Origin of the sequence: Streptomyces sp. NPDC002888, from assembly GCF_042888465.1 — a bacterium.
In the GTDB taxonomy this organism is placed as follows: domain Bacteria; phylum Actinomycetota; class Actinomycetes; order Streptomycetales; family Streptomycetaceae; genus Streptomyces.
Map to the genome: position 1 here is coordinate 152397 of NZ_JBIAPU010000001.1, position 19203 is coordinate 171599.

Here is a 19203-nt window from a genome sequence, read left to right on the forward strand (position 1 = left end):
TGCTCGCGTTCACGCCCCCTCCCGCCCCGTCATCGGGTGGGGTAGCTTTCACGGCGCTGTGCGGAGCGTCAATAAGCGGGAGCGGGTTTGCGCGAGTTCACCAACCCTCCGTTGACGTTGGCACCGCCGGTGGGCGGTCTGGCCGACGTCGTCTTCCAACACGCCCAGGAGGACCCGCTGTACATCGCGCTCGGCCGCAAGGACGAGCTGGGCCAGTGGCGGGACGTGACCGCCGCCGAGTTCCGCGACGAGGTGCTCGCCCTGGCCAAGGGCCTGCTGGCCCGGGGCATCCGCTTCGGCGACCGGGTCGCCATCATGTCCCGCACTCGCTACGAGTGGACGCTGTTCGACTTCGCACTGTGGACGATCGGTGCCCAGGTGGTGCCGATCTACCCCACCTCCTCCGCCGAGCAGTGCTTCTGGATGCTCTACGACGCCGAGGTGACCGCGGCGGTCGTGGAGCACGAGGACCACGCGATGACCATCGCCACGGTCATCGACCGGCTGCCGCAGCTGCGCGAGCTGTGGCAGCTCGACTCCGGCTGCGTCCAGGATCTCTACGACTCCGGCGCCCATGTCGGCGACGACGTCGTCCACCGGCACCGGCAGGCGGTCACCCCCGAATCGGTCGCGACGATCATCTACACCTCGGGCACGACGGGCCGCCCGAAGGGCTGTGTCATCTCGCACGGCAACTTCATGATGGAGGCGGACACGGTCCGTGAGCGCTGGGAGCCGGTGTTCCACTCCAAGCGGGGCGACGAGGCGGCGACCCTGCTGTTCCTGCCGCTCGCGCACGTCTTCGGGCGGATGGTGCAGGTCGCCGCGATCCGCGGCAAGGTCCGCTTCGGCCATCAGCCCCAGCTGAACGCGGCGGCGCTGCTGCCTGACCTGGCCGCGTTCCGGCCGACGTTCTTCCTCGCCGTGCCGTACATCTTCGAGAAGGTCTTCAACGCGGCCCGCCGCAAGGCCGAGCGGGAGGGCAGGTCCGGCCCGTTCGAGAAGGCCGTCGACATCGCCGTGAAGTACGCCGAGGCGATGGAGGCGAAGGCCTGGAGCATCGGGCCCGGCCCGTCGGCCGGCCTGCGCATGCAGCACCAGCTCTTCGAAAAGCTCGTCTACTCCAAGGTGCGCGCCGCGATGGGCGGCCGGGTCCGGCACGCCATGTCCGGCGGCTCGGCGATGGACCGCACGCTCGGGCTGTTCTTCGCGGGCGCGGGCGTGCTGATCTACGAGGGGTACGGCCTCACCGAGTCGACCGCGGCCGCGACCGCCAACCCGCCCGAGCGCACCCGCTACGGCACCGTGGGCCAGCCCATCCCCGGCATGACCGTGCACATCGCGGACGACGGCGAGATCTGGCTGCGCGGCGACAACATCTTCCAGGGCTACCTCAACAACCCCAAGGCCACCGACGAGGCCCTGCACGACGGCTGGCTCGCCACCGGCGACCTGGGCGCCCTCGACGACGACGGCTACCTCACCATCACCGGCCGCAAGAAGGAGATCCTCGTCACCTCCGGCGGCAAGAGCGTGGCCCCCGGACTGCTCGAGGAACGCGTCCGGGACCATCCGTTGGTCAACCAGTGCATCGTCGTCGGCAACGACCGCCCGTACATCGCGGCCCTGGTCACCCTCGACCAGGAGGCCGTCGAGCACTGGCTCCAGATGCGCAACAAACCGCAGCTGACACCCGCCGAACTGGTGCGCGATCCGGACCTGGAGACGGAGGTCAGGCGTGCGGTGGTCGCCGCCAACACGCTCGTGTCGCAGGCCGAGTCGATCCGCACCTTCCGCATACTCGCCCAGCCGTTCACCGAGGAACACGGCCTGCTGACCCCGTCGCTGAAGCTGAAACGCAAGGCGATCGAGAACGCCTACGCCAACGAGGTCGAGGCGCTGTACCGAGCCTGAACCCCCGAGGGACCAATTCGTGGGTCAGGAATGCATCACGCCTCGTGATCGTTGACGATGGGAGTACCACCCGACGGACAACCGAAGGATCAAGAGCTCGTGAGCAGCAAGGTCCCCCCGATCATCCTGAACAACGGCGTCGAGATGCCCCAGCTGGGCTTCGGCGTGTGGCAGGTGCCGGACGACGAGGCGGAGCGAGCCGTCGCCGCCGCGTTCGAGGCCGGGTACCGCAGCATCGACACAGCGGCGATCTACGGCAACGAGGAGGGCACCGGCAAGGCCATCGCCGCCTCCGGCCTCCCCCGCGAGGACATCTTCGTCACCACCAAGCTCTGGAACGCCGACCAGGGGTACGACTCCACCCTCCGTGCCTTCGACACCTCCCTGGCGAAGCTCGGGCTGGACTACCTCGACCTGTACCTGATCCACTGGCCGCGCCCGGCCAGGGACCAGTACGTCGACACCTACAAGGCGTTCGAGAAGCTCCTCGCCGACGGCCGCGTGCGGGCCATCGGTGTCTCCAACTTCCTGCCGGAGCACCTCGAGCGGCTGACCGGCGAGACGTCGATCGTCCCGGCGGTCAACCAGATCGAGCTGCACCCGCACCTGCAGCAGCACGCCTCCCGTGAGTACCACGCGCAGCAGGGCATCGCCACCGAGGCCTGGTCGCCGCTCGGCCAGGGCAAGGGCCTGCTGGAGGTCCCGGCGATCATCGCCATCGCCCAGAAGCACGACCGCACCCCGGCCCAGGTCGTGCTGCGCTGGCACCTGCAGCTCGGCAACGTGGTGATCCCGAAGTCCGTGACGCCGTCGCGGATCAAGGAGAACATCGACGTCTTCGGCTTCTCGCTGGACGACGAGGACCTGGCGGCGATCAGCGCGCTGAACGAGGACCGGCGCATCGGCCCGGACCCGGCGACGCTCGACGCGGGCTGAACCCCGTCCCGCACCATACCTGTGCCCCGGACCCGTACGGATCCGGGGCACAGGCGTCTCTTCTCTCAGTTGGGCTGCCCGATCGGCCGTACGACGACGGTGTTGACGTCGACTCCCTCGGGCTGCCGGATCGCCCACACCACCGAGTCGGCGATCTGGTCGGCGGTGAGGAGATGGCCGGGCGGCAGGCTGCCGTAGCCGTCCCAGAACGGGGTCTCCACCCGGCCCGGGGCGACCAGCGTGACGCCGATGCCCCACTCGGTGACCTGGCGGCGCGTGTTCTCGGCGAGACCGGTCACCGCCCTCCCCCACTCTCGGCTTCGCTCGAGCGGGAGGGACCCCCATCGTCGCCCCGTAGACATTGCCCGGCGTGGCCACGAACCCGGCGACGCTGCCGACGAGGACGATCCGGCCGCGGGACTCCTTCAGCGCCTCGACGGAGGCCCGGCTGAGGAAGGCCGGACCGAGGACGTTGGTCAGCACCATGTCGGTCCAGCCGGCCGGGTCGCCCTCCGCGACCGAGTCGTGGGTGGCGGAACCGGCGTTCGCGACGACTGTGTCCAGCCGACCGAATTCCTTGAGCGTACGGTCGACCGCCGACTGTACGTCGTCGTACTCGGCCGCGTTGCCGACGACCGTCAACAGCCCCTCCGGGTTGCCGAGTTCCTCGGCGAAGCCGCGCAGCCGCGCCTCTCCGCGGCCGGTGACGGTCACCCGGTACCCGGCCGCAAGCAACTGCCGCGCGACGGCGGCACCGATGCCGCTGCCGCCGCCCGTGATCAGTGCGACCCGAGAGTCGGTCATGGTGTTGCCCCCTGTTTTCTTGGTGAACGGCAGGGAGTTCATCACGTGGAGTGTTCTCGAAGTCAAGGGCCGACCGGTGGCCGCTGCGGCTACACCGCCCGGACCGCCGTGTACACGGTGTGCGCCGCCAGCACGAACACGTCCGACCGCCGGTGCACGCTCGCCTCGTCGTCCGCGTCCAGGAGCCGGTCCAGGGTGGCGCGGTCCTCGGCGTCGAGGTCGTCGGCCAGGCCGTCGCGCAGCCGGGACAGATGGGCGGCGACGTAGGCGCGGGCCCGGTCGGAGGCCGGGGCGGGCAGGTCGAGGAGGAAGCTGCGGGTGCGGGTGTGCTTCAGGCCCGCGGTGGCCAGCAGGGCCGGCCAGTCCTCGGTCTCGGCGACGGAGCCCGGCAGGCCGGCCCTCATCCGGGTGAACCACTCCTGCTCCCCCACCTCCAGCCGCGCCTGCAGGCCGGGGCGGCCGATGCCGATGTCGCGAGGCAGGAACCGCGGGGCGAGGCCGCCCTCCATGAGCGCCACCGTTCCCCCGGGTGCCAGTCGCTCGGCGAAGGCGGTGAGGGCGGTGCGCTGGTCGCCGAGGTGGTGCAGGCTCCGGCCCGCCCACAGCAGGTCGGCCGGGTAGTCCAAGTCGCTCAGCACGTCGGGGAGTTCACCGGCCAGGGTGTCGAAGCGGTCGCCGTATCCGAGTCGCTCGGCCCGCGCCCGGGCTCGTTCGAGGAGGGGCGCGGAGCCGTCCACGGCGACCACGCGGGCGCCGGGGAAGACCTCGGCGAACAGACAGGAGACCACGCCGGGGCCGCTGCCCGCGTCGACGATCAGCCCCGGCTCGGTCACCTCCTTGCCCAGCCAGGCCAGGGCCCGTTCGTACAGGGGTGCGTAGAGCTCGGCCTGGGATTCCAGGTGCGGGGCCATCTCGGCCCAGTCGATGTCGGTGTGGTCGTGGTGATCGCGGTTGCCGTGGTGGTTGTGGTGGTCGTGCGCCATGGCGGACAGCCTCTCGCTCGGTGTGCCGCCAGCCTGCGCCGACGCACCGTGCGAGAGCCACTGCTGTTGCCGGGGCGGCAAAAAACCGGTGAGGCATGGCCCAGGTGTTTTCGCGCGGTCCGCCGGGGCCTCGGTCGAGGGGAGTGACCGAGGCCCCGGCGGACCGGGTTCAGCGGATCAGGGCAGCGGCGGGTACGCGTTCTGCATCAGCTGCTGGAACTGGGCGGAGAACCACTTCCCGGACAGCGGCGCGTTCGGCAGCGCGCCGGACATGTGGTTGTTGTTGCGCGGGTTGCCCGTGTACGTGGGGTCGCACATGCGGTCGAAGCCCTTGCCCTCGTCGTTCGGGATCGCGCTGCTGGACCCGTCGGACTCCCCCGGCGGCTTCATCCACACGTAGGCGTCGATCCCGGTCGCCGGGCTGGCCTTGGGCCGCTCGCCGAGGCCGGCACCGGACTGGTTGCACCAGTTGCCCGTGTTGAGGCGACGGTCGTAACGGCCGCCGTCGACGTAGGTGTCGACGCTGGTCGAGGCGCCGGGGCCGGTGGGCCGGGCCGAGCCGCCCCAGCCGTTGCGGGAGGTGTCGATCAGCATGCCGATGTTGGAGTTGAAGCCGGACGACACCAGCTGGTTGCGGAACGCCTGGGCGAAGGACTGCTCGTCGACGTAGCGGTTCCAGTCGACCCACTTGGACTCGCGGACCGACTTGCCGGCCACGGAGTCGTTGATGGTGAAGTTGTTCTCCTTCAGGGCGCTGTAGTTGGCCGTGTTGGCGATGAAGCCGTGGACGTCGTTGACGGTGGCGCCCTCGGAGGTGGCCGCCTCCTTCATCAGCGTGGCGCTGGCCGCGAAGTTGTCGTCCCAGCCGATCCAGCCGTGGTGGCCGGCGTCGATGTAGTTGTAGACGTTGGGCACGTCACCGAGCTTGTTCAGGGCGTAGCCGACGCCCTTCTGGTAGTTGCCGTTGGCCTTCATCACGTCGCACTGCGGGGTGGCGGTGGGCCGGCTGCCGGTGTTGGTGACGAGGTTGGGCAGCGAGTCGATCTCGATGGTGGTGACGATCCGCAGGGAGGCGTACTTCGAGTCGGAGAGGATCGTCTTGATCGGGTCGATGTACTGCGTCTTGTACTTGTCGATCTCCGTCGGGCCGAGCTCGCCGTTGGAGGCGAGGGCCGCGCAGTCGCGTCCGGGCAGGTCGTAGATGACCAGCTGGACGACGAGCTCGCCGGAGCCCTTCTGCTTGAGCGCCTCGTCGAGGTGGGCGCGCAGGCCCATGCCACCGCCCACGCCGTTGATCGCGGCGATCCGGTCCAGCCACACGCCGGTCGGCTGGTTGGAGATCCGGCTGCCGCCCGGCTCGGCGGCGGCCTTCGCGGACCACTCGGGGTTCACGTACACCTTGGCGCCGGAGTACGGGTTGTCGACCCTGTTGGAGGGGGTGCCGGGGTCCGTCGGGCCCGGGTCGGTGGGGCCGCTGCCGCCGTCGACGTTGCAGGTCACGCCGTCGAGGGTGAAGGTGGCCGGGATGGCGTTGGTGCCGCTGTAGGTGCCCTGGAAGCCGAAGCTGACCGAACCGCCGGTCGCCAGCGTCCCGTTGTAGGACTCGTTGCCGGCCGTGACGGCGGTGCCGCTCTGGCTGACCTTGGCGTTCCAGAAGTTGGTGACCTTCTGGTTGCCGGCGTACGACCACTTCACCGCCCAACTCGACTTGGCGGCACTGTTGTTGGTAACGGTGACGGCGGCGGTGAAGCCGGTGTCCCACTGGTTTTGCACCTTGTAGTCCACGGTGCAGGGGACGGCGGCGAGGCCGGCGTCCGAGGGCACGACGGCGAGTGCCGTCCCGGAGGCCCCGGCGACCAGTGCCATGGCGGCGAGCATCGCTGTTCTGGTACGGCTCATGAGTGCGGGTTTCCCTCTCCGTTGCGGGTGTTCGGTTGCGGGTGGTGGGGGTTCATCCGTTCAGGGCGCGCAGATGGTCGCGCAGCCCGATGCCGAACGACGTGGGGGTTCCGTCGTAGTTGGAGATCAGGGCGGGGCCGGAGGAGCAGTTCCAGGCGTTCCAGGTCCAGCCCAGGTAGGACAGGCCGCGGTCGTCGAACCACTTCATGACCTGGTCGATGAAGGAGTGCGCGCAGGTGTTCTCGCCGATCTCCCCCGCGACCAGGGGAACTTGGGCGGCGACCGGGGCCAGCTGGGAGTTCCAGCAGCTCTCGTTCGAGCAGGAGTTGAAGTTGTACACGTGCCAGGCGGCGGCCAGGTTGCCCGTCGGGTCGGTGGGCTTGTACGTGAGCCACTGGCTCAGGTCGTTGGAGTACGCGATCCCGCCCGCCAGGATCACGTTCTTGGCGCCGGTGGCCCGTACGGCGTCGACGAGGTCCTGCATACCGGCGACTTCGTATCCGATGCCGGGGCAGGTCCCGCCGTCGCGCCAGCACTGCCACGCCTGGGTGGTCGTGGAGGTGGCACGGTCCGGGTAGGGCTCGTTGAACAGGTCGAACACCACGGCCGGGTCGCTCTTGAAGGTGTTGGCCACCGAGGTCCAGAACGACGGCGTGTACTGCATGTCCGGCATCGGCTTCTGGCAGCTGGCGTGCACGTCGGAGCAGCCCGCCGAGTTGCCGGTGTACTGGCCCCAGGTCCAGTGCAGTTCGACCAGGGGGGTCATCCCGTGCGCCTTCACCTTCGCCACCAGGTCCTTGACGGCGTTGATGTAGTTCGCCCCGGCGTACTCGGGCCTGATGTTGGACAGCCCGAGCCAGCACTCCTCGTTGAGCGGGATGCGGACGGTGTTGGCCTTCCAGTCCGCGATCGCCTTGATCGCGGCGTCGTCGACCGGTCCGTCCCAGATGCCGCGGTCCTGGACGCACATGAACTCACCGCCGGAGCGGTTGACGCCGAGCAGACGGCGGGTCTTGCCGCCGGCGTCCACGAGCTTGTTCCCCACGACGTGCAGCGCGGGCGGCTTGTCACCGGTGTCCGGCGGGTCGGTCGGAGTCGGCGTGGGCGTCGGGTCGGTGCCGACGTTGCAGGTGGTGCCGTTCAGCCTGAACGAGGTCGGTACGGGGTTGGTGGCGGACTTGGACGCGATGAACCCGGCGCTGACGCTCGCGCCGGTGCCCAGCGAGCCGTTCCAGCTCTCGTTGGACGCGGTCACGGTCGCAGCGGACTGGGACCACTTGGCGCCCCAGCCCTGGGTGAGCTTCTGCCCGCCTGCGAAGTCGAAGCCGAGGCTCCAACCGCTCAGGGCCGCGGCGTTGTTGGTGATCTTCACGGCGCCCTGGAAGCCGGTGTCCCACTGGCTGGTGACCGAGTACTCCACCGTGCAGGCAGGGGTGGCGCCCTGGGCCGTGACCACCGGAACGGTCACGCCTCCTACGAGGGCGGCCGCGCCGGCGACGGCTAAAAGTACTGAACGCGGGGGGTGTCGCATGAGCGACTCCTTGCAGCTCAGCGCGTTGTGTCCAACGCGTCGACTGATGGAATCGCTCCCACTGGTGTCAATGAAGCTAGCGCCAAGCGTCAGCAAAGAACAGGGGAGTAACTGACTTTCCCTCAACTCGTACAGGTCGAATCTTTTCGAGTCTTCAAACATCTTGACCCCTAGCACACCCATCCCCACTATGGGAGCGCTCCCACTGGTTCAAGCCTTGACTTCTCCGAGCCGCAAGGAGGAACCAGCACATGCATCCCAGACGCAGACGTCGCAGCGCGCGGCGGCTGTGGACCGCCGTGGTGGCGGCCCTGGCCCTTCCGTTGACCATGCTGAGTACAGGATCAACTCCCGCTCAGGCGGCGGCACTTCAGTGCAGTGTCGACTACAAGACCAATGACTGGGGTTCCGGCTTCACCGCGGACCTGACCCTCACCAACCGGGGCACGGACCCGATCAACGGCTGGACGCTGACGTACGCGTACGCGGGCAACCAGAAGCTGACCAACGGGTGGAACGGCACCTGGTCCCAGTCCGGACAGTCCGTCACGGTGAAGAACGCGACGTACAACGCGAACATCGCCGCCGGGGCGGCGGTGACCACGGGTGGGCAGTTCACCTACAGCGGCACCAACACCGCGCCCACCTCCTTCGCGATCAACGGCACCCCCTGCACCGGCGCGCACCAGCCGCCGATCACCGTGCTGACCAGCCCCGCGGCCGGCGCGGTCTACTCACAGGGCGACGCGGTCCCGCTCGCGGCCACCGCCGCGGCCGCGGACAGCGCGACCATCAGCAAGGTCGAGTTCTACGACAACACGACCCTGCTGGGCACGGACACGAGCGCGCCGTACACCCTGTCCGCCTCCGGGTTGACCGTGGGCAGCCATTCTCTGCTGGCCAAGGCGTACGACAGCCTGGGCGCCTCCGCGGAGTCCACGCCGGTCGGCATCACCGTCGCCTCGGGTCCCGCCGTGGTGGCCTCGCCGACCCAGCTGCCCGTACAACAGGGCAAGACGGCCACGTACGACGTGAAGCTGTCGACCCAGCCGTCGGCGAACGTGACCGTGACGACCACTCGTACCGGCGGCAACACCGGCCTGTCGGTGACCGGCGGGGCGTCGCTCGTGTTCACCCCGTCGAACTGGAACACCGCGCAGAAGGTGACCATCACCGGCAACGCCTCCGGCACCGGCGCGGCGACCTTCGAGTCGACGGCCACCGGGCACGCCAAGGCCACGGTGACGGCCACCCAGATCGCGGCGACCAAGGAGTACGACGCCCGGTTCCTGGAGCTCTACGGCAAGATCACCAACCCGGCGAACGGCTACTTCTCACCCGAGGGAATCCCCTACCACTCGGTGGAGACGCTGATCGTCGAGGCTCCCGACCACGGCCACGAGACCACGTCGGAGGCCTACAGCTACCTCCTGTGGCTGCAGGCGATGTACGGCAAGGTGACGGGCGACTGGACCAAGTTCAACGGCGCCTGGGAGATCATGGAGAAGTACATGATCCCCACCCACGCCGACCAGCCGACCAACTCCTTCTACAACGCCTCCAAGCCGGCGACGTACGCGCCCGAGCTCGACACCCCCAACGAGTACCCGGCGAAGCTGGACACCGGGGTCTCGGCGGGCTCGGATCCGATCGCCGGTGAACTGAAGACCGCATACGGTACGGACGATGTCTACGGCATGCACTGGCTGCAGGACGTCGACAACGTCTACGGCTACGGCAACTCGCCCGGCAAGTGCGAGGCGGGCCCCTCGGACACCGGCCCGTCGTACATCAACACCTTCCAGCGCGGCGCCCAGGAGTCCGTCTGGGAGACGGTCCCGCAGCCGACCTGTGACGCCTTCAAGTACGGCGGCACCAACGGCTACCTGGACCTGTTCACCGGTGACGCCTCCTACGCCAAGCAGTGGAAGTTCACCAACGCCCCGGACGCCGACGCGCGCGCCGTGCAGGCCGCGTACTGGGCGGACATCTGGGCCAAGCAGCAGGGCAAGGGCTCGGACGTCACCGCGACCGTGGGCAAGGCCGCGAAGATGGGCGACTACCTGCGCTACGCCATGTACGACAAGTACTTCAAGAAGATCGGCAACTGTGTGGGGCCCTCGTCCTGCCCGGCCGGCACCGGCAAGGACGCCTCGCACTACCTGCTCTCCTGGTACTACGCCTGGGGCGGCGCCACCGACTCCAACGCGGGCTGGGCCTGGCGCATCGGCTCCAGCCACGCCCACGGCGGCTACCAGAACCCGCTCGCCGCGTACGCGCTGAGCAACTACGCCCCGCTGAAGCCCAAGTCGGCGACCGGGCAGGCGGACTGGGGCAAGTCCCTGGAGCGGCAGATCGAGTTCTACCGCTGGCTGCAGTCCAACGAGGGCGCCATCGCGGGCGGTGCGACCAACAGCTGGGCGGGCCGGTACGCGACACCGCCGGCCGGCAAGTCGACCTTCTACGGCATGTACTACGACCAGCAGCCCGTCTACCACGACCCGCCGTCCAACCAGTGGTTCGGCTTCCAGGCGTGGTCGATGGAGCGGGTCGCCGAGTACTACCAGCAGACGGGGAACGCGGCTGCCAAGGCGGTCCTCGACAAGTGGGTCGACTGGGCGCTGTCCAAGACCACGATCAACCCGGACGGCACCTACCAGATCCCGTCGACGCTCCAGTGGTCGGGCCAGCCCGACACCTGGAACGCCTCGAGTCCGAGTGCCAACAGCGGACTTCACGTCACCGTCGCCGACTACACCAACGACGTCGGTGTGGCGGCCGCGTACGCCAAGACCCTGACGTACTACGCCGACCGGTCCGGTGACACGGAGGCGAAGACGACGGCGAAGGCGCTGCTGGACGGCATGTGGAACAAGCACCAGGACGCGCTCGGGATCGCCGTGCCGGAGACCCGCGCCGACTACAACCGCTTCGACGACGGCGTGTACGTCCCGAGCGGCTGGAGCGGCAAGATGCCGAACGGCGACACGATCAACTCCTCCTCGACCTTCGCCTCGCTCAGGTCCTTCTACAAGAGCGACCCGGCCTGGTCGAAGATCGAGAGCTATCTCGCGGGCGGTGCCGCGCCCTCGTTCACGTACCACCGGTTCTGGGCCCAGGCCGACATCGCCCTGGCCATGGGCTCGTACGCGGAGCTCCTCGAATAAGTCCCCGCTAAGACTCCGCGTACCGCGCCGGACGGCCCTCACCCGCACAGAGGGCCGTCCGGTTGTCGCGCGTTCCGCTCCCCCACGAAGGACCCCCAGGAAGGACCCCCACCGTGCGAAGAACCCGTATCCTCACGGCCGTCCTCGCGCTTGCCGCCGGCCTGCTCGCCGGCACTCCGCCCGCACTGGCCTCGGCCGACGGCAAGGTGACGATCGCCGCCGAGTCGTACACGTGGAAGAACGCACGCATCGACGGCGGCGGCTTCGTGCCCGGCATCGTCTTCAACCGCAAGGAGAAGAACCTCGCCTACGCCCGCACCGACATCGGCGGCGCGTACCGCTGGCAGGAGACCGGCAAGACGTGGACGCCGCTGCTCGACTCGGTCGGCTGGGACGACTGGGGGCACACGGGCGTGGTGAGCCTCGCGTCCGACTCCGCCGACCCGAACAGGGTGTACGCGGCGGTCGGCACATACACCAACAGCTGGGACCCGAAGAACGGGGCCGTGCTCAGGTCGTCCGACCGGGGCGCCAGCTGGCAGAAGGCGAACCTGCCGTTCAAGCTGGGCGGCAACATGCCCGGGCGTGGCATGGGAGAGCGGCTCGCGGTCGACCCGAACAAGAACAGCGTGCTGTACCTGGGCGCGCCGAGCGGCAAGGGCCTGTGGCGGTCGACCGACTCGGGGGCCACCTGGGCGCAGGTGACGAACTTCCCCAACGTCGGCAACTACGTACAGGACCCGAGCGACACCTCCGGCTACGCCAGTGACAACCAGGGCATCGTCTGGGTCACCTTCGACGAGTCGACGGGCACGTCCGGCAACGCGACGAAGACGATCTACGTCGGGGTCGCCGACAAGGACAACGCGGTGTACCGCTCGACCGACGCGGGCGCGACCTGGACGCGGCTCGGTGGGCAGCCGACGGGCTACCTCGCGCACAAGGGTGTACTGGATACGGTCAACGGCCATCTGTACCTCGCCTACAGCGACAAGGGCGGGCCGTACGACGGCGGCAAGGGCCAGCTGTGGCGGTACGCGACCACGACGGGCACCTGGACGAACATCAGCCCGGTCGCCGAGGCGGACACGTACTACGGCTTCAGCGGTCTGACGGTCGACCGGCAGAAGCCGGGCACGGTGATGGCGACCGCGTACAGCTCCTGGTGGCCGGACACGCAGATCTTCCGCTCGACGGACAGCGGCGGCACCTGGACGAAGGCCTGGGACTACACGTCGTACCCCAACCGCTCGAACCGCTACACGATGGACGTGTCGTCGTCCCCGTGGCTGACGTGGGGCGCGAACCCGTCGCCGCCCGAGCAGACGCCCAAACTGGGCTGGATGAGCGAGGCGTTGGAGATCGACCCGTTCAACTCGAACCGGGTGATGTACGGGACGGGTGCGACGATCTACGGCACCGAGAACCTCACGAACTGGGACGGCGGCAGCCAGTTCACCATCAAGCCGATGGTGCAGGGGCTGGAGGAGACCGCCGTCAACGACCTCGCCGCTCCCCCGTCGGGCGCGACGCTGCTCAGCGCGCTCGGTGACATCGGCGGGTTCCGGCACACGGACCTGACGAAGGTCCCGACGATGATGTACACCTCGCCGAACTTCACCACGACCACGAGTCTGGACTTCGCCGAGACGAACCCCAACACGGTGGTGCGCGTGGGGAATCTCGACTCCGGGCCGCACGTCGCGTTCTCGACGGACAACGGCGCCAACTGGTTCGCGGGGACGGACCCTTCGGGGGTCTCGGGCGGCGGGACGGTCGCGGCGGCCTCCGACGGCAGCCGCTTCGTGTGGAGCCCGGCCGGCGCGGGGGTGCAGTACACGACCGGCTTCGGCACGTCGTGGCAGGCGTCGAGCGGGATCCCGGCCGGTGCGATCGTCGAGTCGGACCGCGTCGACCCCAAGACCTTCTACGGCTTCAAGTCCGGGAAGTTCTACGTCAGTACGGACGGCGGCGCCACCTTCACGGCGTCCTTGGCGACCGGCCTGCCCAGCGGCGACAGCGTGCGCTTCAAGGCACTGCCCGGCGCGAAGGGCGACGTGTGGCTGGCGGGTGGCGCCACGGACGGTGCGTACGGCCTGTGGCACTCGACGAACGGCGGCACGACGTGGACCAAGCTGTCGGGCGTCGAGCAGGCGGACGCGATCGGCTTCGGCAAGGCCGCCGCGGGAGCCTCCTACCAGACCCTCTACACCAGCGCGAAGATCGCCGGAGTGCGGGGCATCTTCCGCTCCACCGACAAGGGCGCGACCTGGACCCGTGTCAACGACGACGCCCACCAGTGGGGTTGGACCGGCGCGGCGATCACCGGTGACCCCCGGGTCTACGGCCGCGTCTACGTCTCGACGAACGGCCGCGGTGTCATCTACGGCGACACCTCGGACACCGGCGGCGGAGGCGGGGGCGGCGGGACCGACCCCACGCCCACCCCGACCGGCGCCTGCGCGGTGACGTACAAGATCACCAACCAGTGGTCCGGCGGCTTCCAGGCAGACGTCCAACTCGCCAACACCGGCACGACCCCCTGGTCCGGCTGGTCCCTCAGCTGGGCCTTCCCCAACGGCCAGACCGTCTCCCAGGCCTGGAACGCCGACTACACCCAGTCGGGTTCGACGGCCACGGCGAAGAACGTCGGATGGAACGGCAACGTGGCCGCCGGCTCGTCGGTGAGCTTCGGCTTCACGGGCAACTGGTCGGGCACGAACACGAAGCCCACCGCTTTCAAGGTGGGTGAGCAGAACTGCACGGTGAGTTGACCACGAAGGGCGCGTGCCCAAGACGGCACGCGCCCTCCTCCGTACCAGCGCCTACGGCGTGTACACCGTCGGCCGCGGTGCCGTCGGCATGCCGTTGCCGATGAAGAAGCTCGGGTGCGGGGGCTGGTTGTATGCCGTGTTCTGCCAGGCGATGCCCGTGCGGTACATCGTGTCGTGCAGGAGTGTGGTGATCCTGGTGCCGGTCTCGATCGGAGTGGAGTAGATGCGCAGAGCCGTGTTGTCCGACGTCGGCCAGACGACCTCCTCGCGCCAGTCGCCGAGGATGTCCCCGGAGAGGGACGGGGTCGCCTTGGTGCTGTTGTTGGAGTGGACGGAGGATCCGGTGAGGAGGCGGGTGTCGGAGGAGGTGCCGTACTTGTCGATGTGGGTGCCGTCGAGGAGTTCGCGGACGGGGTCGGCGTCCCACCAGGAGAGGAAGTTGACGGAGGACGGCTCGCGGCCCTTCGTGGCACCGGCCTCGTCACGGAGGGAACTGTCGGACGCGGACCACACCTCGGCACCGTCGTTGCCCGCCCAGATGTCCCCGGCGACGCCGCGGCCGTTGTCGCAGCAGGCGGCCAGCTTCCAGTTCACGGTGCCGTTCGCGGGGTTGATGTACAGCTCCGCCGGCTGAGAGGTGGACTCGGAGACCTTGAAGTACTCCAGGCCCGCGTGCCCGGGGTCGAGGTCGCCGAGGTGCTGGGCGTCGCCGTGGCCGGTCTTGGTCGTCCACAGACCGTTGCCGTTGTCGTCGACCGCCATCGCGCCGTAGACGATCTCGTCCTTGCCGTCGTTGTCGACGTCGCCGACGGAGAGGCTGTGCGAGCCCTGGCCGTCGAAGCCCTTGCCGCTGTTGGTGGAGGAGTTGGTGTCGAAGGTCCAGCGGCGGGTGAAGGACCCGTTCCGCCAGTCCCAGGCGGCGATCACCGTGCGTGTGTAGTAGCCGCGCGCCATGATCAGGGAGGGGCGGGAACCGTCCAGGTACGCCGTACCCGCCAGGAAGCGGTCCACCCGGTTGCCGTACGAGTCGCCCCAGGACGAGACCGTGCCGCGGGCCGGGACGTAGTCGACGCTCTGCATCGCCTTGCCCGTCTGGCCGTTGAACATCGTCAGGTACTCGGGGCCCGACAGCACGTATCCGCTGGAGTTGCGGTAGTCGGCGGACGAACTGCCGATCACCGCGCCGGTGCCGTCCTTCGTGCCGTCGGCCGTCTTCATGGCGACCTCGCCCTTGCCGTCGCCGTCGTAGTCGTACACCTGGAACTGCGTGTAGTGCGCGCCGGAACGGATGTTGCGGCCCAGGTCGACGCGCCACAGCCGGGTGCCGTCGAGCTTGACGCCGTCGATGATCGTGTTGCCGGTGTAGCCGGACTGGGAGTTGTCCTTGGCGTTGGTGGGCTGCCACTTGAGGACGAAGTCCAGGGCGCCGTCGCCGTCGAGGTCGCCGACCGAGGCGTCGTTCGCCTCGTAGGTGTAGGCGACGCCGTCGGGTGTCGTACCGCCGGCCGGCGGGGTGATGGGGACGTCCTTGTAGCCGGTGCGGAACTGGATGGCGTGGACGGAGTCGGCCTGTTCGACGCCGTTCACGATCGCGCGGACGGTGTAGTCGGCCGAGTTGGGCGCGCCGGAGTGGAAGTAGTTCGTGGAGCCGGTGATCGGCGTGGAGTTGACCTTCGTACCGGCCCGGTAGACGTTGAAGGAAACGTTGTCGGGGTCGGTGCCGAGCCAGCGCCAGCTGATCAGGTTGCCGCTGTCGGTGTGCACGCTGACGACACCACGGTCGAGCTTCTCCACCTGGCGGGCCGTGGCGGCCTCGGCGGTGTCCGTGGCGAGCGCGGTGAGACCGGCGCCGGTCAGGGCCACCGCGGCGGTCAGGGCGGCGAGGACGGCGGGCCGGCGTCTGCGGCGCGGGTGGGGGTGGTCGTGGGGGTGCGGGTGCTGCACGGGACGAACCTCCTGAAGGACGGACGGGTTCCGCTCCTTCAGTCGTCGCCGGGCGCACCCGGGTTGCCGTATCTTCCGGCCAGTTCGGCGACCGTCCGGGCGATGCGTGCGCGGAGCTCGGGCGGCTCGAGGACCTCGATCTCCGCGCCCAGGCGCAGGAATTCGGCGTGCGCGCGGTCGACGGACTCGATGGGGACGGTGGCCAGGATCCAGCCATCCGCTTCCGCGGTCGCGTCCTTGTGCGCGTCCTTGTGCGCGTCGGCCGTCACCGCCCCGGCGAGCTGGACGCCCGGCGCCAGCCGCACCAACGCTTCTCCGCGGTGCAGGCGTTGGTGGAAGTCGCGTTGGTGCGCCGTCCAGTAGGCGGCCAGGTCGAAGTCGTCCGGGCGGGTGAACTCCTCGTCGGTGGTGGTGAGTTCGAGGATCTGGTCGACGCGGAAGGTGCGGGGCCCTGGGCCTGCGATCACGTACCAGCGGCCTGCCTTCAGGACCAGTCCGTACGGCTCCAGACGGCGTTCCACGTCGGTGGGCTCACGCCATCGACGGTATACGGTATGCAAAATACGATTGTTCCATACGGCGTCGGCGACCGCCGGCAGATACGGCACCTCGTCGGCGGCCGCGTACCAGCCGGGGGCGTCCAGGTGGAAGCGTCCGCTGATCCGGTCGGCGTGGGCCCGCAGCTCGGGCGGCAGGGCGGCGCGGACCTTGAGCTGGGCGGCGGCCAGGACCGAGCCCAGGCCGAGCTCGGCGGCCGGGCCGGGAGCGCCCGCGAGGAAGAGGGCCTCGGCCTCGTCGGCGGTGAGGCCGGTCAGGCGGGTGCGGTAGCCGTCGAGGAGGCGGTAGCCACCGGCGTGGCCCGCGTCGCCGTACAGCGGGACGCCCGCCGCGCCGAGCGCCTCGACGTCCCGGTAGACCGTGCGCACCGACACCTCCAGCTCCTTGGCGAGCTGGGCGGCGGTCATCCGGCCCCTGGTCTGGAGCAGGAGCAGGATCGAGACGAGTCGGCTGGACTTCACTGACACAGGATGTCAGTGAAGCGGGCTTAGCGTCCCGCCATGAGCTTCACCGAGAAACTGCTGACCGTGCCACCACCCGTCGAGGTGGCGGGCCGGCACATCAAGCGCTACCACGTCACCGCCGACCCCGAGGGCATCGCCGCCGATGTGCAGGATGCCGCGTACAAGATCCTGCCGACCCTGCTGCCGGATCCCGACGGCACCCCACCGGCGACCTTCGTGGTCCTGCACCGGGGCGGCGACGACGGCGCCTACCTGAACGCGTACAGCTGGACCTGGGACAACGTCCTGCACCTCCGGTTCGCCGCGGCGGGGGGGGGGGGGGGGGGGCGGGCGCCCGCCCGCCCCCCCCCCCCCCCGGGGGGGCCGCCGGCGCCCCCCCCCCCCCCCCCCCCCCCCCCCCGCGACCCCACGCACTTCATCAGGCCGGACAAACCATGGATCGGCTGCGTCTGGGAGCTGCCGCCGATCCTGCACGAACGGGACGCCTGGGTGCGGCACATGCTCGCGCCCGACGTCCCCGACCTGAACGCCTACCTGACCGATTCCCTGCCCGAGGGCACGACGGGAGACCGCGCATGAGCAGCCCGCACGACTTCGACTTCTTCCACGGCGACTGGGAGGTCCACCACCGTCGGCGCACCGACTTCCTCGACCCCGACAGCGACTGGGAGGAGTTCCCGTCCACGTCCCGCTGTTGGCCGCTGTTCGACGGGGCCGCGAACATCGACGAGATCGACATGCCGCATCTCGGGGCGAAGGGACTGACGCTGCGACTCTTCGACCAGGAGACCCGGCTGTGGTCCCTGAACTGGTCCTCCAGCCGCAGCGGCAGGCTGTTCCCGCCGGTGGTCGGTGCCTTCGACGGCGGCCGCGGCGAGTTCTACGGCGACGACACCCACGACGGCAAGGACGTGCGGGCCCGGTTCGTCTGGTCGGGGGTGTCGGACACCTCCGCCCGCTGGGAGCAGTCGTTCTCGCTGGACGGCGGGGAGACCTGGCTGACCAACTGGATCATGGAGTTCACGCGTCCGGCGGCCTCAGGAACGCCCGCAGGGTGAACTCGGGGTCGGGGCGGGGCCGGTCCTGATCGGGCAGGGCCTGGAGCCGGGCGGCGAACCCCTCCGCGAGCGGTTCGCCGGGCGGCAGCGTGACGAACCAGCCGCGCCGCAGGTCCGCGACGGCCCGGCGCGGGCTGCGGCCCTGCCCGCGGCCACGGAAGCGGGCCTGCCCGGCCGGGACCAGACCGCAGGCGAGGGCGTACGACTCGACGAGGGCGGCCGCGTCGGAGGCCGGGCGTCGGGGACGGGTGGCGAGCACGGCGTCGATGTCACTGCCCACGTTGTGCGAGGCGCCCTTGTCGACCGTGGTGACGTACACCCCGCCCGGTCGGAGTACCCGGGCGCACTCGGCGACGACGCGTCGCACATCCTCGGCCGGTTCCACGAGGTGCAGCAGCCACACGCTGCTGACGGCGTCGAACTCCCCGTCCCGAAAGGGCAGTCGGCGGCTGTCGGCGCGCACGACGGCACCGGGCAGCCGGGCGGCGGCATGCCGCGCCATCGTCTGCGCGAGGTCGACTCCGGTGACGCGCAGGCCGTCGTGGGCCGCGAGGCGCCGGGTGACGATGCCCGTGCCGCAGGCGATGTCGAGCAGGCCGCTCGCCCGGGGCGGTACGAGGCTCAGGACGGCCTCGGCGGCGGCCGCCGCCCTGGGCTCGCCCCCGCGCGAGACGTCGTATCGCTCGGCTTCCTCGTCGTAGTCCAGCACGTCCGCTCCCCCGTCGCCGTCCCGTCGTACCCGTAGCCCCAGACGTCGTGGCCGCCGCTTGCCGGTCGTTCGTTCCCGACTCCGTCACCGCACCCCGTGCCCGGGAGCCAGCTCCTCCACGCGTCGGGCCAGCTCGAAGTCCTGTTCGGTGACGGCTCCGCCCGCGCTGTGGGTGTTCACGGCGAGGGAGACCGTGTTGTAGCCGAGGGTCAGCTCGGAGTGGTGGCCGAGCTCCTCCTGGACCTGGGCGATGTGGACGACCAGCGCGGTCGCCGCGAAGTGGTCGGCGAGCCGGTAGGAGCGGGCGATGCGGTCCCCGTCGAGGGACCAGCCGGGCAGCTCGGCCAGGCGGTCCTCGATCTCCTTCTGCGACAGCGGCTCGGAGGGCATGACGGTGGCTCCCTTCGTGGGTGTCACGTACCTGTCCAGCCTGCCACAGGAGCGTCGCCGCGGCCCTGGTCA

General features: G+C 69.7%; 13 protein-coding genes and 1 pseudogene. 6 read left to right on the forward strand and 8 right to left on the reverse strand.

Annotated elements, in window-relative coordinates:
• The first annotated feature begins 87 nt into the window (after positions 1-87).
• Together ACFYWX_RS00650 and ACFYWX_RS00655 are read left to right on the forward strand one after the other, a co-directional pair.
• The gene (locus ACFYWX_RS00650) at positions 88-1914 is read left to right on the forward strand and encodes an AMP-dependent synthetase/ligase (RefSeq protein ID WP_389421828.1); all 1827 of its coding nucleotides are present in this window, start codon (positions 88-90) and stop codon (positions 1912-1914) included.
• A gap of 99 nt (positions 1915-2013) precedes the next feature.
• Positions 2014-2850 (forward strand): aldo/keto reductase, encoded by an 837-nt coding sequence (locus tag ACFYWX_RS00655; protein ID WP_389421829.1) that lies wholly within the window; start codon positions 2014-2016, stop codon positions 2848-2850.
• Positions 2851-2915: 65 nt separating this feature from the next.
• Here the strand turns inward: ACFYWX_RS00655 and ACFYWX_RS00660 are convergent.
• The 4 genes and pseudogenes from ACFYWX_RS00660 to ACFYWX_RS00675 all read right to left on the reverse strand — a co-directional run bounded on the left by ACFYWX_RS00660 (position 2916) and on the right by ACFYWX_RS00675 (position 8067).
• Positions 2916-3654 (reverse strand): annotated as a pseudogene (locus ACFYWX_RS00660) (SDR family oxidoreductase).
• An 89-nt stretch (positions 3655-3743) separates the two neighbouring features.
• On the reverse strand, positions 3744-4637 hold the full coding sequence (locus ACFYWX_RS00665; protein ID WP_389421830.1) for a class I SAM-dependent methyltransferase: 894 nt from the start codon (positions 4635-4637) through the stop codon (positions 3744-3746).
• Between the two features lie 177 nt (positions 4638-4814).
• Positions 4815-6536 (reverse strand): glycoside hydrolase family 6 protein, encoded by a 1722-nt coding sequence (locus ACFYWX_RS00670; RefSeq protein ID WP_389421831.1) that lies wholly within the window; start codon positions 6534-6536, stop codon positions 4815-4817.
• Between the two features lie 52 nt (positions 6537-6588).
• Complete coding sequence (locus tag ACFYWX_RS00675; RefSeq protein WP_389421832.1) at positions 6589-8067, reverse strand: cellulase family glycosylhydrolase; 1479 nt, start codon at positions 8065-8067, stop codon at positions 6589-6591.
• A 251-nt stretch (positions 8068-8318) separates the two neighbouring features.
• Here ACFYWX_RS00675 and ACFYWX_RS00680 point away from each other — a divergent pair, with 251 nt between their 5' ends.
• On the forward strand, positions 8319-11234 hold the full coding sequence (locus ACFYWX_RS00680) for a glycoside hydrolase family 48 protein (protein WP_389421833.1): 2916 nt from the start codon (positions 8319-8321) through the stop codon (positions 11232-11234).
• Positions 11235-11347: 113 nt separating this feature from the next.
• Positions 11348-14008, forward strand: a complete 2661-nt coding sequence (locus ACFYWX_RS00685) for a cellulose binding domain-containing protein (RefSeq protein ID WP_389421834.1) — start codon at positions 11348-11350, stop codon at positions 14006-14008.
• Between the two features lie 51 nt (positions 14009-14059).
• On the opposite strand, the gene ACFYWX_RS00690 is transcribed toward ACFYWX_RS00685, so the two are convergent.
• On the reverse strand, positions 14060-15952 hold the full coding sequence (locus tag ACFYWX_RS00690; protein ID WP_389421835.1) for a rhamnogalacturonan lyase: 1893 nt from the start codon (positions 15950-15952) through the stop codon (positions 14060-14062).
• Between the two features lie 38 nt (positions 15953-15990).
• Entirely contained in the window at positions 15991-16971 is a 981-nt protein-coding gene (locus ACFYWX_RS00695; RefSeq protein WP_389421836.1) for a helix-turn-helix transcriptional regulator, read from the reverse strand.
• Between the two features lie 39 nt (positions 16972-17010).
• On the opposite strand from ACFYWX_RS00695, the gene ACFYWX_RS00700 reads away from it, so the two are divergent.
• Both ACFYWX_RS00700 and ACFYWX_RS00705 read left to right on the forward strand, forming a co-directional pair.
• Entirely contained in the window at positions 17011-17553 is a 543-nt protein-coding gene (locus ACFYWX_RS00700; RefSeq protein WP_389421837.1) for a hypothetical protein, read from the forward strand.
• A complete protein-coding gene (locus ACFYWX_RS00705; protein ID WP_389421838.1) occupies positions 17550-18032 on the forward strand; it encodes a hypothetical protein in 483 nt (160 codons plus the stop codon). Before ACFYWX_RS00700 ends, ACFYWX_RS00705 begins: the two co-directional genes overlap by 4 nt.
• Here ACFYWX_RS00705 and ACFYWX_RS00710 read toward each other — a convergent pair.
• Both ACFYWX_RS00710 and ACFYWX_RS00715 read right to left on the reverse strand, forming a co-directional pair.
• Entirely contained in the window at positions 17995-18741 is a 747-nt protein-coding gene (locus ACFYWX_RS00710; protein WP_389421839.1) for a class I SAM-dependent methyltransferase, read from the reverse strand. The genes ACFYWX_RS00705 and ACFYWX_RS00710 overlap by 38 nt on opposite strands.
• An 84-nt stretch (positions 18742-18825) precedes the next feature.
• Positions 18826-19131 (reverse strand): 4a-hydroxytetrahydrobiopterin dehydratase, encoded by a 306-nt coding sequence (locus tag ACFYWX_RS00715; protein WP_389421840.1) that lies wholly within the window; start codon positions 19129-19131, stop codon positions 18826-18828.
• Positions 19132-19203: the final 72 nt, after the last annotated feature.